This window comes from Streptomyces mirabilis (genome assembly GCF_039503195.1).
Classification (GTDB): domain Bacteria; phylum Actinomycetota; class Actinomycetes; order Streptomycetales; family Streptomycetaceae; genus Streptomyces; species Streptomyces mirabilis_D.
The window spans coordinates 10,461,349-10,478,752 of record NZ_JBCJKP010000001.1 but is presented as its reverse complement, the minus strand read 5'-3'; the positions used below and the strand labels follow the sequence as shown (position 1 = coordinate 10,478,752).

The following is a 17,404-nucleotide window of genomic DNA, read 5'->3' as shown; positions in this document are numbered from 1 at the left end:
GGGTGGGTTCCCCTGGTATGAGGGGACAGCGCTCTTCGAGGTTGCGTGGGGAGGTCGTCGCGATCACCGGGGCCGGCCGGCGGTCCTGTCGTCGAGTGCCGTGGCCGTCTCGTGCAGGAGGTCCAGTACGGCCCGCAGGTCGGGGTGTTTGCCGGTGCCCGCGCGACTGACCGTGAAGACGGTCCGGGACACGGGACGGACCAGGGGGTGGAGGCTGAGGGGCGCGGTGTGGTCCGGCAGAGCCATGCGGGGCACCAGGACGGCACCGGCGTCGGCGGCGGCCAGAGCCGTCAGCACGGAGAAGTCGCTGCTGGAGGCCCGGATGTCCGGGACGAAGCCGGCCGCGCCGCAGGCCCGCTGGATCATCTCGTAGCAGGAGGTCTCCGGGCCGGGGGTCAACCACGGCACATGCGCCAGACGGGACAGGTCCGCGGGCTGACCGGCGGTGAGGCCCTCCCGACCGGCTTGGTCGGGATGCAGGGCGAGGAGGACCGGTTCTTCCATCAGGACTGTCTGCTCCCATGCCGCGGGGACACTGCGCGGCAGCACGGTGTAGCTGTGCACCAGGGCAAGGTCGGTCGAGCGTTTGTGGAGTTCGTCGAGGGCTTCGTCGGGCTCCTGGACGGAGAGCCGCAGCGAGAGATCCCGGGCGGCACCGGTGCCGTTGTCGGGGGCGGGATCGGTGCCGGTGCCGGTGCCGGTGCCGGTGCCGGTGCCGGTGCCGGTGAGACGTTCGAACAAGGGCGGGACAAGCGTGCGGGCCGCGGACGCGAAGGCGCTGATCCGTACCGTCCCGCGGCGGCCGCCTTTCATCGCGGCCAGGCCGGACTCGGCCGCCGCGAGCTCTGCCAGGATGACCTCGGTGTGGGCCACCAGCAGTTCCCCCGCGGCGGTCAGACGCAGCGTGCGGCCGTGTTTCTCGACGACGGGCGTGCCGGCCTCCTTCTGCAGGGCGGCGAGGTGCTGGGAGACGGCCGGTGCGGTCAGGTGCAGCGCGTCCGCCGTGGCCGCGACGGTTCCGTAGGCGGCCAGGTGCTGGAGGATGCGCAGGCGGCGTACGTCAAGCACAGGCGGCTCCTTGCGGCTCGGACGCGTCCACGACGGGGACGTCGGTGGGGTGATGGTTCCGCTGGTGTCGGCTGATCAGGATCACTCCCGCGACACTGATCGCGCCACCGGCCAGCGCGATGGGGCGGGGCACCTCCGCCAGCCAGACGAAGGAGACGATCAGGGCCACCGGCGGCACCAGGTACAGGGCCGCGGTGGAGACGGCGAGCGGCAGCCGGGCAACGGCGTAGGCCCAGATGACGAAGCCGAGGGCGGAGGGCAGGAGGCCCAGGTAGGCGGCGGAAGCGAGTGCGGCGGCCGGGGCGTGGACGGCCGCGTGCCAGGTGGCCGGGATCAGGGGCAGCGCGAAGACCGTACCCGCGACCATCGCGTAGGTGGCGACCTCCAGACCGGTGTAGTGGCGCAGCAGGGGCTTGCTCGCGAAGTGGTAGACCCCTTGGACCACGGCGGCCGCCAGGATGACGAGGGCCGAGAGGGAGAACCCGCTGGTGCCCTCGGCCAGGCTGACGACGGCCGCGCCCGCGAGCGCGACGACGCTGCCGACGACGATGGTGCGGGTGAGCCGCTCGCCGAGGAACAGGCTTCCCAGCAGCACACTGAAGACCGGGGCGATCGCGATGAGCAGGCTCGCGGTCCCGGCCTCCACATGCACTTCACCCCAGTTGAGCAGAACCTGGTACGCGGTCATGCCGGTGGCCCCGCACAGGGTGATCAGCGGCAGGTCGCCGCGTCGCGGCAGCCGCACCTTCGCGAAGGGCGCCACGGCCAGCAGCGCGACGGCGGCGATCAGGAGCCGCAGGAACGACAGGGCCGCCACTCCCAGGCCGTCGATGCCGACCCGGATGGCGGGAAAGGCCGACGCCCACAGCACGACGGTGCCGACCAGGGCGAGGAAGCGGGGCGAGGCGGTGGGTGCGGACATGACTCCACCATCGCCGACCAGAATGAGAAGTTCCAGTTAGCTTTTGTTTCAGAAAGCTTCAGTTCTCCTTATTGGTCGCCCTAACGGATCGCTTACTGGCCGCCCGGCGGACCGGGTCCCGGAGAACCCGGGAGCGCTCAGCCCAGGAGGGCCAGGAGCTGTTTGGTGTGGCCGGGCAGCTCCACTTCCGCGAGGCCGGCGATGAGGCCCCTCAGTGGCATGGGCTGATCGACCAGGACGGTGTCCTTGGACAGGAGACGGGTCGGCACCGGTGTGTCGAGTTCGGCGTCACTCAGCATCGGTCCGCCGAGTGCGCACAGGGCGTCCCCTTGGAGGCGGATGCGGTCTCGAAGCCCCGCGTTGCCGCCGGCGAGCGCGATGAGGCGTTCGATGGTCCAGGTGTCGAGCGCCATGCGGTTGTCGTACGTCGTGTTCGATCCCGCGGCGACACAGGAGACCGTGGCGAGGGTGGCGGCGTTGACAAGGGCGACGTGCGCCAGAATCTGCTCGGCGTTCCATTCGCCGGTCGGCGGGGCGGGGCTCGTGTCGCCGGAGCCGGCCACGGTGGCAGCGGCGTCCAGCAGCGCGCGGTAGGCGTCCCGCAGCGGGGTGGCGTCCATCATGTCGACTTCTTTCTGCGGACGTGCGTGGGTTTCTGCGGACCTGCGCGAGGATGGGTACGGCAAGGGTGGTGGCGGGTACCGGCTCAGGCGTGCCCGGGAGACATCTCCCATGGCGCCTGCGGGAGGACATCGCCGGTCTCGAGCAGCGACTTGAGGTTCGCCAACACGGCCGGCCATCCGCGCGAGATGCCGTTGAGCATCTCCTGGTTGGGGAGATTCTCGTGGGTCACGGTGAGGCGGACGATGTCCTCGTGCGGTTCGACGAGGAACGTGACGACCGACGGTTCCCTCGGTGTTCCGGCGTCGGGGGTGTCCTCGAAGGTGATGACCAAGCGTGTCGGAGGTTCGGTCTTGAGCACATGACCGACGACATCGACGGCGCCTGAGCCGTCGACGCGTCGATGCTCCCAGGTCGAACCGGGTTGCCAGTCCGAGATGTTGGCGTGTCCCCAGTAGCGCGCTGTCAGGTCCGCGTCCGTCAGGGCTTGCCACACCTGCTCCGCGCTCGCGCGGATGTAGGTGACATAGACGTAGGTCGGTACGGACGTGGGTCCGTCGGTCATGGCGTACTCCTCTGCCTGGTTCTTGATGGCACTGATCGCTTGCAGGCGGGGCTTGTCGAACCCCGAAATCCAGCGCTCCTCCAGCTCGTGGATCGGTGTCGGGTTGAGGTAGTGAAGCCGCTCCCGTCCCCGTCGCACGACGGTCACGAGGTTGGCCCGCCCAAGGATGTCGAGATGCTGTGTCGCCGACTGGCGGGTCATGTCCAACCGCTCGCACAGCTCGCTCAGCGTCTGGCCGTTGTGCTCGCGCAGACGGTCGAGCAGGAGTCGCCGGGTGGGGTCGGCCAGCGCTTTGAAGACCCAGTCCATCGCTCTAGCTTCGTGGCTCACACTCCATTATGCAGGTACTTACCTGCATAACGTCAAGAGCGGATCCTCGGCAGCCTTCATTCACCCGGGGAACGATCGGCTCGGCGCGCCGTCGGACGTCATCGCCAATATCATCGGTCGTACGACAACTACCGCGTAGTCGGTCCATGGGTGACCCGGAGCCGGTGCTCGGGTTCCCGCCGGTGGAGGCCTATCAGGGGCCACAGCCGAACCGGGCGGCCGTCATGGGAGATCGCCATGAGCACCCAGCAGAGAGAGCAGGACGACGCAACGGACGTCGTCAAGGAGCCGACCATGAGCATGAGGCTCGAGGTCGCCGTCATCCCGGTCACCGACGTCAGTCGCGCCCTGCACTTCTATCGGAGCCTGGGGTGGCGGCTCGACGCGGACTTCGAGGCCAGTCCGAGATTCCGGCTCGTGCAGCTCACGCCACCGGGGTCGGAATGCTCGATTCACTTCGGCCGCGGGATCACCCCCGCGGCGCCGGGCTCCGCCCACAACTACCTTGTGGTCTCCGACTTGGAGCAGGCCTGCGCCGACCTGATCAGCAGAGGCGTCGAGGTGAGCGAGATCTACCACAACGTCTATGACGCGGGCGTGCAGGATCAGGCGGACGGTCCCGATCCAGAGGGCCGCAGCTACGCGTCATTCGCCTCGTTCAGCGATCCGGACGGCAACGGGTGGGTGCTGCAAGAGGTCCAGGTGCGACTACCGGGGCGGTGACGAGTGACGCCCCGACCGAGGAGGCTTCGCCATGGACATCCCCACGCTGGCAGAACTCCTGCGTGAGACCGAGGAGCACCACGGCCCGTACGAGGCGAGCGCCCCCGAGCACCACTGGTCGGATTGGTACGCCGCGTACATCGTCGCCCGTGAGAACGGCCGGACTCCCGACGAGGCGGCCGACGACGCCGCGCTCCACATGGAATCACTGCGGCGGTGAAGACCGACTGTGGCGTCATCGTACGGTGAGGCGTAGGGGGGCTCGCGGGATCCTCCGGTCCCCGTCATGGATGGGCACATCGCGCTGGAACCTTCGACCCGCCGGCCGCCGGGGCCCGTCACCGGAACGCTCACTGTCACGTGCGTCGACGCGGTGTCGGTGTCCGGGGTCTCGACGAGGCGGGCGTCGGCGGCTGTGCAGATCAGCTGGGCGAGTGCTGTCTCGGTCAGTGGCGCAGTCCCGTCCGGCAGTTCGATCGACAGCCGTCCGCCGTCCGTCCGGACCGTTGGGGCATCCCTCATCGACGGAAGCTCGGTGGTCATGCCCTTGCGGCGTTCCCGGGCGTCCGGGCCCTGGAACAGCATCGCCACGGCCGTCTCGATGCCGCCCGGGCCGAGGACATGGCGGCGCACGGCAAGCAGGGTGCCCTCACCGACGAAGGAGAGGACGTAGATCGGCCGGATCCCGGTGGCGGGCGCTCCGGCCTCCACGACGCCGGTCTCGGGGATGCCGCACGAGGAGAGCAGGAAGGCGGTCGTGAGCAGCAGCGCGGTCCGCGACGGCCGACGCGTACGGCTCATGAACCCTCCCGTTCCGCAGGCCGTCCGAGGGGCCTCTGGAACGGAGACTGTGTCAAAGGCCCTTGCGCAGGCTGTTCCAGAAGCTGATTCCTGGGCTCTTGCGGGGGTCGTGTCAGGGGGATCCCGACCGTGAACACGGCACCGCCGTCCGCGCGGTTCGCCGCCCGGACCGTGCCACCGTGCAGAGGGACGTTCTCGGCCGTGATCGAGAGCCCGAGTCCGCTGCCCCCCGTTCTGGTCCGGGCGGTGTCCGACTTGTAGAAGCGGTCGAAAACCTGCGGCAGGACGTCGGCGGGGATGCCCGGCCCGCTGTCCCGCACCTCGATGACCGCCCACCCCGTGTCGTCCGCGTCCGGAGACTCCCGTGCGTACAGGAGCAGTTGTACGGGGCGTGCGCCGTGGCGGAGCGCGTTGCCGACCGGTTCGCGACGACCACGTCGAGGCGGCGCGGGTCGACCCGGCCGCGCAGTACGCCGGGCTCGGGGAGCTGGGTGTCCACCGTGTCCAGCCAGGCGCGGGCGGCAAGGGTGCGGCGGAGGGACTCGGCGAGGTCGATGTCGTCCAGTTGCAGGGCCGCCGCGCCGCGTCGCAGCGGGAGATCTCCATCAGGTCGTCGACCAGGCGGGCCAGCTTCACGGTTCGGCGAAGCCGAGCAGTACGGCGGCCGGCGCCGTGCACAGCAAGGAACCGGGCGCCGGGATCAGCGAGGTGGGCGCGCCGTCCTCGGGCTCCTCCGTACCGGCTTCCTCCCCGGACTCCGTCCCGTCCTCGGGCCCCGGCAGGTTCACCACCGCGGGCGGTGGGAGCGGGACCGTGGGGCGGAGCAGCCGACTGCTGCGCTACGAGGTCGTCGTCGAGGACGGTCTCAAACAGTCGGCCGCCGACGTCGCCAAGCAGGTGGAGGGCGTACTCGCCGACCCGCGCGGCTGGACGGCCGACGGCGAGAGCGCGTTCCGGCGCGTCACCGGCGGCACGCCCGACTTCGTCGTACGGCTCGCCACACCGGGAACGGTGGACAAAGGGCCGACTCATCACGGGACCTGCCGTGCCCTGACCGGCCACCCTCACCGGCGCCGAAGCGCTTCGGGAGGTCTTCCTTGAACCGCTCGTCGACGAGCAGCCATCGCGCCGCTTGGGAGAGCCCTCATCGCCGGTACCGACATCCGCCACCCGCTGCCGCTGGTTCGGCACGCCCTGAAGACGGGATACCTTGATGTCCCGTCGCGTCAGGGAAGAGCGCCCGCGGTGGTGTGCGCGGCGTGACGCAGGCGGGCGGCGTCCTGGCTCGGGGGTGCGCCGAACTGGCGGCGGTACTCCCTGCTGAACTGTGACGCGCTGTCGTAGCCGACGCGGTGGCCGACCGCGGTGACGTCGTTGGGGTGGATGGCGAGCAGCAGTCGGGCCTCCTGCAGCCGGATCTGCTTCTGGAACTGGATGGGGCTCATCGCGGTCACCGCCTGGAAGTTGCGGTAGAAGGCGGAGACGCTCATGCCGGCCAACTGTGCCACGTCCTCGACCTTGAACGGCTGCGCGTAGTGCTCGCGGATCCACCGCACCGAGCGCGCGACGTGACTGAGGCTGCTGTCGGCGAGGCCGAGCTGGCGCACGATACCGCCCTGTTCGCCGGTGATCAGCCGCCACAGGATCTCCCGCTTGACCAGCGGCGCGAGCACCGTCCGGTCGCGGGGTTCATCGAGCAGGCGCAGCAGCCGGACCACCGCGTCGAGCAGCGGATCCGGAGCGTCACTGACGGCGATGCCCGGCAACGCGCCGCCGCCGGCGCGAGGAGCCTCTCCGGGCCCGGCCTGCAGCAGCAGTTCGGCGACGACGGACGGTTCCAGCGTGAGACCGAAACCCAGTGCCGGGTGCTCCGGGTCGGCGTCGGTGAACTGGCCGGTGACGGGCAGGTCCACCGACGCGACGAGGTACTGCCCAGCGCGGTACTCGTACACCCGGTCGCCCAGCGCGAGGCGTTTGGCGCCCTGTGCGATGACCGCCAGCACCGTGCCGGTCATCGACGGCGCCGGTGGGTCGGACCGCTCGACCTTCGAGATGAGGACGCCGTCGATGGCGGTGGTCCACTCCGGCCGTGCGTGTCGGGCCAGCAAGGTGCGGAGCTCTTCGAGGTACATGCCTTCATTGCAGCACACGCCCTGTCGCCAACTCCTGCACGGAAGAGGATTGTGCAAGGAGCTGACAGCATCGTTCTACCGTTTCAGCAGGTCAGGCCGCTTGAATGGAGTCACTGGAATCCTGCGGAGGGCCAAAGGGCCTTCTGCTCCGGGACCAGCACACCTGCACGATCCGTCCCTCGCGGAAGAAGGTAGTCATGATCGTCAACCACGGATTCAACGCCACCCTGACCGCCAGGCCCGGCATGGGCGACCAGCTGGCCGACCTGCTGCTGACCGGCCTGAGCGACGGCAACCCCGGCACGAGTGAACACTGCCTCGTCTATCTCGTCTGCCGGTCGGCGTCCAACCCCGACGTCGTCCATGTCACCGAGGGCTGGACCAGCGAGGAGGACCACCACCGGGTCTTCGCCGGCGAAGCCGCTCAGGCCATCGTGAAGCGGTTCGACGGGCTGCTCGCGAAGGACCCCGAGTACACCGACTACGTACCGGTTCACGGCAAGGCCGCCTTCTGAGGCCGCTGTTGCATCCCCAGCCCCACCACACGCCGGTGGGCAGGCGCACTCCACCTCTGACCATCCCGTACGACCCGACGAAAGGTAGTCACCGTGACTCTCGCACGACCCGCCTTGGACCCCGAACTGGGCGCACTGCTCGCCGACATGCCGCTCATGAGCCACCTCGGCCCCGAACTGCTCGCGCAGTTGCGTCTGCTCCCGTCGACACCGGTCGAGCGCCTTCTCGAAGGCCGCTCGGTCGACCGGCGCGAGGTCACCGTGTCGGGCGAGGACGGTGCGCGGATTCCCCTGTCGGTCTTCAGTCCTACCGGGACCGCGCACGCCACGGGGGCACCGTGCGTCTACTGGATACACGGCGGTGGGATGGTCATGGGAGATCGCTTCTCCCAGATCGACATCCCGCTGGAGTGGCTCGACCTGTTCGGTGCCGTCGTGGTCTCCGTGGACTACCGGTTGGCGCCCGAAGTCGGCGGCACGACTCTGGTCGACGACTGCTACCGGGGGCTGCTGTGGATCGCCGAGCACGCCGACGAGTTGGGCATCGACCCCGCCCGCATCGTCGTGGCGGGAGCCAGCGCCGGCGGTGGCCTCGCCGCAGGGGTCACCCTGATGGCACGCGACGGCGGCACCCTGCCGATCGCCGCCCAGGTGCTCATCTGCCCCATGCTCGACCACCGCAACGTCACCACCTCGAGCCGTCAGTATTCCGGCGATCCCGGTGTCTGGACCCGTGAGATGAACGAGTTCGGCTGGCGCTCGGTGCTCGGCGACCTCCGGGCCGAGCAGGTGCCCGGCCATGTCTCCCCCGCGGTGGCCGACGACCTCTCGGGCCTGCCGACCACCTACGTCGACGCCGGCTCGGCCGAGGTCTTCCGCGACGAGGATGTCGCCTACGCCACCCGTATCTGGGCGGCCGGCGGCCAGGCGGAACTCCATGTCTGGGCGGGAGGCTTCCACGGGTTCGACGCCCTGTACCCGCAGGCGCGTGTCTCGGCCGAGGCCCGCCGCACACGCAACGCCTGGCTCGCCCGAGTCCTGTCCCCAGCCTCCGTCGCATAGCGGAGCAGGCGACGCCACACCGGCCGACTACCGGGCCAGTCATGGCATTTCCCGTGTGACACCCGTGTTCCCGAGGCCCGCCCCGGGCCTCGGCGAACCTCAACCACAGCTCAGGAGAACCATCATGAAGGTAGCAATCATCACTGGCGCCAGCTCCGGTATCGGGCAGAGCGCGGCGATCCAGATCGCCAGGCGAGGAACCGGAGTCATTCTGACCTACGGCAACAACGCCCAGGGAGGGTTGGAGACGGCGGCCGCGATCGAGAAGGACGGGGGCACTGCCGTCGCGCTGCCGCTGGACGTCGGTGAGACCGGCGCCTTCCCGGCCTTCCGCCGCTCCGTGGTCGACGTGTTGCGCGACACCTGGCGACGCGACACGTTCGACTACCTGGTCAACAACGCCGGCTTCGCACACACGTCACTGATCGAGGATACGACCGAGGAGATGTTCGACAGGCTGATGCGGGTTCTGCTCAAGGGCCCGTACTTCCTGACGCAACGCCTGCTGCCGCTGATGGAAGACGGTGGGGCCATCGTCAACACGAGCAGCAACTCGGCGATGAGGTCGGGCCTGGAGCCTGGGTACTCGGCCTACGCGTCGATGAAGGGCGGCCTCGACGTGCTGAGCCGCTACATGGCCAAGGAGTTCAGCACGCGAGGCATCCGCGTCAATTCCATTTCACCGGGCTCGACGCGCACCCGGATCGCCGACAACGCCTTCGAGCGGTTTCCCGAAGTCGTCCCGGCCCTCGCGGCGAAGACCGCTCTCGGCCGGGTCGGCGAACCCGATGACATCGGCATGATGATCGCCGCTCTGCTCTCCGAGGAAAGTCGCTGGGTCACCGCTCAGAACATCGAGGTGTCGGGAGGCTACAACTTGTAGTCATGAGCGGCACGCCGACGGCCTGCGCCACCGCGCGGTCGCCGTCGCTCTCAGCACACCCACGCGAGGAGGTCCCGATACGCTGACTCACCCGAGGAGCGCGGCTCTCCCGGCGACGAGCGGGACCCTCGACAGGTCCCTTCGTCCCAAGTCGGCGGCGCTCCTCGGCTCTTTGAGCAACCATCAGACACCCGCCAGCCGTACTCGCGAAAGCGCGAGGCCGGTTCACCAGAGCGACCGGAAACCGGCGTTGCCCTCGATACATGACTTCGCGACCTGGGAGCCCGTGCTGCGGCTTCTGCGAACCGCCGACGCGGAGAGCATCGCCGCACCGGGCGGCTACGTGGCGGGACGGATCGGCCGACACGGATCGAGCCTGCCCATGCCGCGGCGGCGCCCGCAGCCCGGACGAGCCCTCCAGATCGAGGACCTTCAGGACGAGTTCGACGCGGTGGAGCGGGTGCGTGGCGCACTCGCGGACGCGGGTGTCGACGACATCTCGTTCGCGGCGGAGATCGCGCGCGACGGGAGTGCCGTACTCCACCTGCTCCACCCGAGCCCCGCCGCGGAGTCCGGTATCGGCAATGCGCATCCCGGTTCCCTCATCCTGGTCGAGGATGCCGTCCCCGAGCCCTGGCGCCGCCTTCCCGAACCGGTCCCCGCGGCGGTGCCCGCCCCGTCGGTGGCTCTGGCGTCGCTGGAGCGGACGCTCCGCGAGCGGATCCCCGATGCCGTCGGCGCCACCGTGGCGGAGATCGCCGCCGCGGAGGCGCGCCTCGGCATCGTGTTGCCCGACGAGCTGAAGGTGCTCCACCGCGTGATGTCCGTCCCCCTGGAAGTTCGCGGCGATGAAGGCGGTCGGCACCCACCCGACGCCGCGGTGCAGGGGCTAGGAGTTGTCGTCAAATGTCACGCCCACATCAGGAGCGAGGCGAGGGTGACGGCTGCTTGGTAGGACTCGGCGGTCTTGTCGTAGCGGGTCGCGATGCCGCGCCATTGCTTGAGGCGGTTGAAGCAGCGTTCCACGACGTTGCGCCGCTTGTAGACCTGCTTGTCGAAGGCCGGCGGACGCCCGCCCCGGCTGCCGCGCCGGAGCCGGTTGCGGACTTGGTCCGCCCGCTCGGGGATGGTGTGCGGGATGTCTCGGTGTCGCAGCCAGGTCCGTATCGCGCGGGAGCTGTAGCCCTTGTCGCCGAGGACGTGGGCGGGCCGCACCCGGGGCCGTCCCGGCCCGGGACGGGGCACCCGGATCGCTTCCATCACGGCGGTGAACTGCGTGCAGTCGTTGGTGTTCCCGCCCGTGAGGGTGAAGGCCAGCGGGCGGCCGAGCCCATCGCAGGCAAGGTGGATCTTGCTGGTCAGGCCACCCCGCGAGCGTCCGAGTGCCGGCGGGCAGAGCCCCCTTTCGGGCCCCGGCCGCGTGCTGGTGGGCCCGCACGACGGTGGAGTCGACCGACACCAGCCAGTCGATGTCCCCGGCCGCGTCCGCCTTGGCCTGCGCGGCCCGCAGCATCCGCTCGAAGGTGCCGTCCTTGGCCCACCGGCGGAAACGGGTGTGCAGCGTGGCCCACGATCCGTACCGCTCGGGCACATCCCGCCAGGCCGTGCCGGTGCGGAACTTCCACACGATCCCGTTGAGGACCCTTCGGTCGTCCAACCGCTTGCGGCCCCGCAAGGACGCGGGCAGCAACGGCCGGACGAACTCCCACTCGGCATCGGACAGTTCATGACGACGTATCACCCGACCATGATCCACCACTCAAGATCATCATTTGACGACAGGGCCTAGTGGGCTCCCCCGGCTGGATCGTCTTCGGCGACAACGGCGGCGGCGACCGCATCGCGGTGGACCTGACACCGGGCCCGCGCGGACACGCGGGACAGATCATCATGCTCGACCATGAGCAGGACGTCGGCGGCGACCTGCTCGCCGACTCCCTCACCGGCCTGGTGTCGAACGGACTCGGCGAAGGGCGGCGGGGCCCTCGCGGGGACCAGCCACCGGCCGTGGCCCGGGTGAACATCGGAAGCCTGAGCAGTGTCGAGGCCGCCGCCCATCCCGAGCTGGAGGTCCTGTCCATCGGCGTGTGGGAGGGGGAGCCGCTCAGCCTCGCCCCCGTCACCGGGCTCCCCCGCCTGCGGACTCTCACGGCCTACCCCGGTACGCTCGCCGACCCGCTGGAGATCGCCGAGCTGACCGGGCTCGAGTTCCTGGAACTCGGGCCGGAGGATTGGCGTGTCCTGCTCGATGCCGAAGCTGTCCCGCGTAGCCTGTCGGCCGCCTCCATCGAGATCCACGGCACCCGCCACCCGCTCCCGATCGTGGCCCTCGCCAACGAACTCCTCGCGCTATGGGACCGCCCTCCGATCACTCGGACGACCCTCGAAGGCAACCTCGGCCCCGTGGCGTAGACCGGTTCGCCCCGGCGGGTCTTCGCCTCGAAGTCCTGTCCGCCACCATCCTTTTACGACCCCTTGTGCGGATCGCCAGGATTCCCTCGTGAAGAAGGCGCAATGGATGGGGGCGCCAATCCTCGACCACCCGGAGTCGGGTGCGATTCACGCAGGCAGGCGCCGGTGTACCCGCACCGGTCGACATCACCATGACCCAATCCTAGTATTTATTGTGTTTCCTCACGTTATCCTGCCGTGCGTAGCGCCATAGCCACGACAAGTAGGAGGCAGGCTCCGTGGTTGAGTCGCAGTTCGTGATCGCCCCGCCCGCCAAAGCCGCCCTGTTCCTCGTGTGCACCATGGCACCTGGCGGCGAGCCCGCTGTTCGCGATCTGCTCCAGGATGTGGCCGGGTTGCGACGATCGGTCAGTTTCCGCGCTCCGGACGCGGGGCTGAGTTGCGTCGTCGGCATCGGCTCCGCCGCCTGGGACCGGCTCTTCGCAGGACCCCGCCCACGCGATCTGCATCCGTTCGTCGCGTTGACGGGCTCCCGGCACCGAGCCCCGTCCACCCCAGGTGACCTGCTCTTCCATCTGCGAGCCCACCACATGGACCTTTGTTTCGAACTGGCCCAGTTGATCGGCGAACGCCTCTACGGAGCGGTCGCCGTGGTGGACGAGGTGCACGGTTTCAAGTACTTCGACGAGCGCGACCTCCTCGGCTTCGTCGACGGCAGCGAGAACCCCGAGGGCCGGGTCGCGGCCGACGCGGTGTTCATCGGTGACGAGGACCCCGATTTCGCGGGCGGCAGCTACGTGATCGTGCAGAAGTACGTGCACGACCTTGCCGCCTGGAACGCGTTGCCCACGCAGGAACAGGAAAAGGTCATCGGCCGCACAAAGCTGGCGAACGTCGAAATGCCGGACGACATCAAGCCCGCGGACTCGCATGTCGCACTGAACACCATCACCGACGCGGACGGAAACGAACGGAAGATCCTCCGTGACAACATGCCGTTCGGCAGCATCGGGCAAAGGGAGTTCGGTACCTACTTCATCGGCTATGCGCGCACTCCCGAGGTGACCGAGCAGATGCTGAGGAACATGTTCCTCGGTGACCACCCCCATACCCACGACCGAATCCTCGACTTCTCCACGGCGGTCACCGGCTGTCTGTTCCACGTACCGAGCGTCGATCTCCTCGACGACCCACCCGCCGCGCCCACCGGAGCGCCGGCGACCGAGGGCTCCCTGGGGATCGGCAGTCTCAAAGGAGCCTGATCACGTGTCCACGCCCAACGGTATGAACAACCTGCACCGCGAACTGGCGCCGATCACGCCCGAGGCATGGGCACAGATCGAGGAGGAAGCCCGCCGTACCTTCCAGCGCAACGTGGGGGGCCGTCGTGTCGTGGACGTCACCGGACCCGACGGTCCCGCGCTTGCCTCGGTCGGCACCGGCCATCTCACCCACATCGAAGGGCCCGGACCGGGCGTCACCGCTCTGCTGCGCCAAGTGCAGCCCCTGGTCGAACTGCGCGTCCCCTTCAAGGTCGGTCGCGATGCGGTGGACGACGTAGAGCGCGGCTCGAACGACTCCGACTGGCAACCGGTCAAGGACGCGGCGCGCGCCATGGCGTTCACCGAGGACCGGGCCGTCTTCGAGGGGTACGAGGCAGCGGGTATCGACGGGCTGCGCAGGCGTACCTCCCATCCTGTGCACGCCCTGCCGGTGGAGACACGTGCGTACCCGGATGCCGTCAGCCGCGCGCTGACGACCCTGCGCCTGGCCGGAGTCGCCGGCCCGTATTCGCTGCTGCTGGGCGCCGACGCGTACACCCTGGTGAGCGAGACGTCCGACCACGGCTATCCGATCACGGAGCATCTCAGCCGGATGCTGGACGCCCCGCCCATCTGGGCGCCCGCGGTCGACGGCGCCTTTCTGCTGTCCACCCGCGGTGGGGACTTCGAACTGCGGCTCGGTGAGGACCTCGCGATCGGCTACACCGCTCATGACGCGAACGAGATCGAGTTGTACTTCCGCCAGAGCCTGACCTTCCTGGTGTACACCGACGAGGCCGTGGTGGCACTCGGCTCGTGACCGCACGGCGCCCGAGCGGACGGGGATCGCCCTGGGAAACGGCTTCACTGGTCATTCCCGCTCCCGTTGTGCAGGTGGAACAGCTGGGTGACGACGGGCGATTCCGCTGCTTGCGAGCATCGTCGCGAGCTCGCCGTGCCGCGTGAACGGATGTGCCCCGGGTAGGAATTGGGGGCTCGGACGGGGCCGGTCGGCCGGTCGCGCGAGGAGGAAAGGGACGGTTGGGCCATGACGCTGGAGCAGGCTGCCCGGGGCGGGGTGGACGCGGTCGTCGTGTACGACGGGCGTCTGCTGATGGTGGCCGCGCAGGACAGCTGGGGGCTGCCGTCGGGCACCCCGCAGCCCGCCGAGTCGGCACAGGCCGGCGCGGCGCGCCTGGTGTACGAGCTCACCGGGTACCTCGTCGACGGCACATCCGTGCTGCGGGCGCAGGGGTCGGCTGGAGCGGACGCACGGCCCGCTGTGGTGTGCCAGCTGTTGAGCCGGGCTCCCTCGGCGGAGGCGCGACTCGACCCGGAGCAGATCCGCTGGGCTCCGTTCGCCGAAGCCCTCGACGCGGGGCTGCCCGAAGCCGTGCGGGACTACCTGGTGGGCCATTCACCCGTGTAGGGATGGCGCGGCATACGTGCACCCGGCCGTGGGCGGGATACCGTCACCCCTGGTCCCGCTCTCGCCGTGCCGCCACGAAGCACTACCGTTGTGGCTTGTGAGCGTGAGCATCCGTTTGTCGCTTTCCGCAGTCCCACGGCTCGGCATCTCGGTCGCCGTCGGCGCGGCGGTCGGCGTGGCCGTCGCATTGTCCAGCGACACCCCGCTGGCCATTCTCGCGGGTATCGCCGCGACCCAGACGTTCTTCGTGGTGGTCGGCTGGATCGTGCTGTGGCCGATGGACGCCGCCGCGACCCGACGCAACGCTCGACGCGAGGACCTGCGTCCCGTCCTCGAAGAAATCGTCGTCGTCACCGTCGCTCTGTGCGGTCTGGTCGGCATCGTGGTATTCCTGCTCGGCAACTCCGACAGTGGCCATGCCGCGACGGCGCTGCTCGGCGTGTTCATGGCCTGGGCGGCACTGCATCTGATGTACGCCACCCGCTACGCGTACCTGTACTACGTGGATTCCGGGGGCGGGATCGATTTCAACTCCGACCAGCCGCCGGCGTACCGGGACTTCTTCTACTTCAGCTACAACCTCGGCATGACCTACCAGGTCTCCGACACCGACGTCTCCAGTGCGGTGGTCCGCTCGATGGTGCTCCGGCACACATTGCTGTCGTACGTCTTCGGCACCAGCATTCTGGCTACCGCCATCAACCTCTTCGCAGGAATCCTCGTTCACTGATCAGGAATCCACGTTCACTGATCTCGAAGAAGGGGGCAGATGTGGCAATTCCACGGGTGGATCGCGCGATTGGCATGGTGTCCCGGACGACCTCGGTGCTATGTCCCGCCATCACCCCACCACCTTGACGCGCGTCCTCTCGCCGCGCGGCGCGCTCACCCCGCACGCGGTGGACGGAGCGCTCCGCTTCGCTGGGTGAAAGCGCCCAGCATGGGAAAGACGGCGAGCGCGGTTCGTCCGGAGAGCACCAACGGCACGTCGCCACATCTGCTGTCCGAACCCGCCGTCATCGCCGGGATGGCGCGGGCGACTCTTCCCGACAGCGCCGTCCCGTGGGAGCAGTACATCGAGGACTACGACCGTATCCGGGACATCATGGCCCAAGCCCTGGACGGCTTCGCGGACTTCAACCGCCGCGTCCGGCTGCCGCTGGGGTTCCGGATCAAGCAACCGGCCCGCGAACTCGTCTTCCTCACCCCGTCCGGCCGGGCCGAGTTCTCCGCCGCCGTACTGCCGGATGTCGTGCCCAAGGACGACATGCTGGTGCTGCAGACGACGCGCTCCCACGACCAGTGGAACACGACCATCTACTCCGACGACGACCGCTACCGGGGTATCAAGAACCTGCGCACACTCGTCCTCATGAACCGCGCCGACATGCGCTCGCGTGGCATCACCCCCGGCAGCCTGGTCGACATCACGGCCACCTCCAAGGACGGCAGCACGCGCTCCCTCACCGGATACCGGGCGTTGAGCCACGACACGCCCCGTGGCTGCGCGGCGGGGTACATGCCCGAGATGAACGCCCTCATCGGTGCGGCCGACTACAGCACGCAGAGCGATCAGCCACTGATGAAGAACGTCAACGTCCGTGTCGTCCCGAGCCGGCGGTGACATGGGGGAAGCGCGTTCGTCACGCGTCTGAGCCCTGTGGGTCGCCGTCGAGGGCCGCGGCACGCAGGGCGGCTGCCACACGCGTGACCGGTTCGCTCGGCGGGTGAGGAAGACGGGCCAGGAACAGACGCCGCTGCTCCTGGGGTCCACCGCGCACGGGAAGGATGCGTACCCCCGGTGGTGCCGCCTGGGCGATTGCGGGCGGCACGGTGGTCAGTCCGCACCCGGCGGCGACGAGGTGAAGCTTGGCCAGCCAGTCACGGGCGGTGTGGGCGATCTCGGGGCGTTCGTCCAGACCGGGCCACACCCCCATCAGCCGGTCCTCACCGGAGGAGGAGCCGGCGATCCAGCGCTGCCCGCGCAGATCGGCCACGTCGACGAAGGCGCCGCGGGCGAGCGGGTGGGTGGCGGGCAGCGCCAGGCACAGCGCTCGTTCGGTGAGCGTGTGCAGAGCCAGTGGAGGCGACTCGGCGTCCGGCGGCCGGAAGGGCGGCGCCGACGCCAGGAGAGCGAGGTCCAGGCTGCCGGCCCGCAGGGCGCGCACGAGCGCCGGAGTGCTGCCTTCGCGGCTGACGATGTGCAGGCCGGGGTCCGTACGGCGCAGCGCGACCAGGGCCCGGGGCAGCAGGACGGCCCCGGCACTGGGGAACCATCCCAGCCGGACCGTCCCGGTCTGCCCCGGCAGACCGGACAGTTCGCGTGCCGTCGCGTCGATCTCGTCGAGCACGGTCGTCGCACGGCGCATGACCACGAGACCGGCCGCGGTCAGCCGTACTCCGTCGCGACGCCGCTCCAGCAGCTCCGCTCCCGCCACGCGTTCGATCGCGGCGATCTGCCGGGACACGGCCGACTGGGTGTAGCCCAGCGACGCCGCGGCCGCGGTGAAGGTCCCCTGTTCGGCCACGGCGCGGAAGACGCGCAGCGCGGTCAGCGACACATCCGTGAAGTCCATGACACTTCCAAATCCATGATCATTGATCACTTGCCCATACCCCATGCTCCATGCCAATTGCGCATACTAGCTGTGCGTGAATTTCGTTGGACTCATGGCCGCC

General features: G+C 69.2%; 20 protein-coding genes and 2 pseudogenes. 12 read left to right on the top strand and 10 right to left on the bottom strand.

Features of this window, described 5'->3' with window-relative positions:
* Nucleotides 1-63: 63 nt before the first annotated feature.
* From AAFF41_RS47770 to AAFF41_RS47755, 4 genes are all read right to left on the bottom strand, one after another.
* Nucleotides 64-1,068, bottom strand: a complete 1,005-nt coding sequence (locus tag AAFF41_RS47770; RefSeq protein ID WP_343326045.1) for a LysR family transcriptional regulator — start codon at nucleotides 1,066-1,068, stop codon at nucleotides 64-66.
* On the bottom strand, nucleotides 1,061-1,990 hold the full coding sequence (locus AAFF41_RS47765) for a DMT family transporter (protein WP_319749722.1): 930 nt from the start codon (nucleotides 1,988-1,990) through the stop codon (nucleotides 1,061-1,063). Before AAFF41_RS47765 ends, AAFF41_RS47770 begins: the two co-directional genes overlap by 8 nt.
* A gap of 137 nt (nucleotides 1,991-2,127) precedes the next feature.
* Complete coding sequence (locus AAFF41_RS47760; protein WP_319749723.1) at nucleotides 2,128-2,613, bottom strand: hypothetical protein; 486 nt, start codon at nucleotides 2,611-2,613, stop codon at nucleotides 2,128-2,130.
* Nucleotides 2,614-2,696: 83 nt separating this feature from the next.
* The gene (locus tag AAFF41_RS47755) at nucleotides 2,697-3,485 is read right to left on the bottom strand and encodes an ArsR/SmtB family transcription factor (protein ID WP_343326044.1); all 789 of its coding nucleotides are present in this window, start codon (nucleotides 3,483-3,485) and stop codon (nucleotides 2,697-2,699) included.
* A gap of 258 nt (nucleotides 3,486-3,743) precedes the next feature.
* On the opposite strand from AAFF41_RS47755, the gene AAFF41_RS47750 reads away from it, so the two are divergent.
* Nucleotides 3,744-4,229, top strand: coding sequence for a VOC family protein (locus AAFF41_RS47750; RefSeq protein WP_319749725.1), 486 nt, complete (start codon nucleotides 3,744-3,746; stop codon nucleotides 4,227-4,229).
* Here the strand turns inward: AAFF41_RS47750 and AAFF41_RS47745 are convergent.
* From AAFF41_RS47745 to AAFF41_RS47735, 3 genes and pseudogenes are all read right to left on the bottom strand, one after another.
* Nucleotides 4,215-5,030: a hypothetical protein gene (locus tag AAFF41_RS47745; protein ID WP_319749726.1), complete on the bottom strand. Its 816-nt coding sequence runs from the start codon at nucleotides 5,028-5,030 to the stop codon at nucleotides 4,215-4,217. The two genes, AAFF41_RS47750 and AAFF41_RS47745, sit on opposite strands and share 15 nt — an antisense overlap.
* Nucleotides 5,027-5,669 (bottom strand): annotated as a pseudogene (locus tag AAFF41_RS47740) (sensor histidine kinase); the annotation flags it as partial. The gene AAFF41_RS47745 and the pseudogene AAFF41_RS47740, both read right to left, overlap by 4 nt.
* Nucleotides 5,663-5,818, bottom strand: coding sequence for a hypothetical protein (locus AAFF41_RS47735; RefSeq protein ID WP_319749977.1), 156 nt, complete (start codon nucleotides 5,816-5,818; stop codon nucleotides 5,663-5,665). The pseudogene AAFF41_RS47740 and the gene AAFF41_RS47735, both read right to left, overlap by 7 nt.
* A gap of 25 nt (nucleotides 5,819-5,843) precedes the next feature.
* Here AAFF41_RS47735 and AAFF41_RS47730 point away from each other — a divergent pair, with 25 nt between their 5' ends.
* Nucleotides 5,844-6,131, top strand: a complete 288-nt coding sequence (locus AAFF41_RS47730) for a DUF3152 domain-containing protein (RefSeq protein ID WP_319749967.1) — start codon at nucleotides 5,844-5,846, stop codon at nucleotides 6,129-6,131.
* A gap of 125 nt (nucleotides 6,132-6,256) precedes the next feature.
* On the opposite strand, the gene AAFF41_RS47725 is transcribed toward AAFF41_RS47730, so the two are convergent.
* Nucleotides 6,257-7,162, bottom strand: coding sequence for an AraC family transcriptional regulator (locus AAFF41_RS47725; protein WP_319749727.1), 906 nt, complete (start codon nucleotides 7,160-7,162; stop codon nucleotides 6,257-6,259).
* Nucleotides 7,163-7,359: 197 nt separating this feature from the next.
* On the opposite strand from AAFF41_RS47725, the gene AAFF41_RS47720 reads away from it, so the two are divergent.
* The 4 genes from AAFF41_RS47720 to AAFF41_RS47705 all read left to right on the top strand — a co-directional run bounded on the left by AAFF41_RS47720 (nucleotide 7,360) and on the right by AAFF41_RS47705 (nucleotide 10,577).
* A complete protein-coding gene (locus AAFF41_RS47720; RefSeq protein WP_054233861.1) occupies nucleotides 7,360-7,677 on the top strand; it encodes a putative quinol monooxygenase in 318 nt (105 codons plus the stop codon).
* Nucleotides 7,678-7,770: 93 nt separating this feature from the next.
* On the top strand, nucleotides 7,771-8,739 hold the full coding sequence (locus AAFF41_RS47715) for an alpha/beta hydrolase (protein WP_343326043.1): 969 nt from the start codon (nucleotides 7,771-7,773) through the stop codon (nucleotides 8,737-8,739).
* A 55-nt stretch (nucleotides 8,740-8,794) separates the two neighbouring features.
* Nucleotides 8,795-9,622, top strand: coding sequence for an SDR family NAD(P)-dependent oxidoreductase (locus AAFF41_RS47710; RefSeq protein WP_343326042.1), 828 nt, complete (start codon nucleotides 8,795-8,797; stop codon nucleotides 9,620-9,622).
* A 250-nt stretch (nucleotides 9,623-9,872) separates the two neighbouring features.
* Nucleotides 9,873-10,577, top strand: a complete 705-nt coding sequence (locus tag AAFF41_RS47705) for a hypothetical protein (protein WP_343326041.1) — start codon at nucleotides 9,873-9,875, stop codon at nucleotides 10,575-10,577.
* Here AAFF41_RS47705 and AAFF41_RS47700 read toward each other — a convergent pair.
* Nucleotides 10,532-11,360, bottom strand: a protein-coding gene (locus AAFF41_RS47700) for an IS5 family transposase (protein ID WP_343326465.1) whose coding sequence is annotated in 2 segments (ribosomal slippage) — nucleotides 10,532-11,006 and nucleotides 11,005-11,360 — 831 coding nt in all. Because the reading frame shifts where the segments join, the coding sequence is not laid out codon by codon here. The genes AAFF41_RS47705 and AAFF41_RS47700 overlap by 46 nt on opposite strands.
* Nucleotides 11,361-11,410: 50 nt before the next feature.
* On the opposite strand from AAFF41_RS47700, the gene AAFF41_RS47695 reads away from it, so the two are divergent.
* The 6 genes and pseudogenes from AAFF41_RS47695 to AAFF41_RS47670 form a co-directional block, all read left to right on the top strand.
* Nucleotides 11,411-12,034: an SMI1/KNR4 family protein gene (locus AAFF41_RS47695; protein ID WP_343326040.1), complete on the top strand. Its 624-nt coding sequence runs from the start codon at nucleotides 11,411-11,413 to the stop codon at nucleotides 12,032-12,034.
* 278 nt (nucleotides 12,035-12,312) lie between these two features.
* A complete protein-coding gene (locus AAFF41_RS47690) occupies nucleotides 12,313-13,296 on the top strand; it encodes a Dyp-type peroxidase (RefSeq protein ID WP_319749731.1) in 984 nt (327 codons plus the stop codon).
* Between the two features lie 22 nt (nucleotides 13,297-13,318).
* The gene (locus tag AAFF41_RS47685) at nucleotides 13,319-14,116 is read left to right on the top strand and encodes a family 1 encapsulin nanocompartment shell protein (protein ID WP_319749968.1); all 798 of its coding nucleotides are present in this window, start codon (nucleotides 13,319-13,321) and stop codon (nucleotides 14,114-14,116) included.
* A gap of 228 nt (nucleotides 14,117-14,344) precedes the next feature.
* Complete coding sequence (locus tag AAFF41_RS47680; RefSeq protein WP_343326039.1) at nucleotides 14,345-14,725, top strand: NUDIX hydrolase; 381 nt, start codon at nucleotides 14,345-14,347, stop codon at nucleotides 14,723-14,725.
* A 103-nt stretch (nucleotides 14,726-14,828) separates the two neighbouring features.
* Complete coding sequence (locus AAFF41_RS47675; RefSeq protein ID WP_319749733.1) at nucleotides 14,829-15,455, top strand: DUF1345 domain-containing protein; 627 nt, start codon at nucleotides 14,829-14,831, stop codon at nucleotides 15,453-15,455.
* A gap of 258 nt (nucleotides 15,456-15,713) precedes the next feature.
* Nucleotides 15,714-16,349 (top strand): annotated as a pseudogene (locus AAFF41_RS47670) (molybdopterin dinucleotide binding domain-containing protein); the annotation flags it as partial.
* 19 nt (nucleotides 16,350-16,368) lie between these two features.
* Here AAFF41_RS47670 and AAFF41_RS47665 read toward each other — a convergent pair.
* Entirely contained in the window at nucleotides 16,369-17,301 is a 933-nt protein-coding gene (locus tag AAFF41_RS47665; RefSeq protein ID WP_319749734.1) for a LysR family transcriptional regulator, read from the bottom strand.
* Nucleotides 17,302-17,404: the final 103 nt, after the last annotated feature.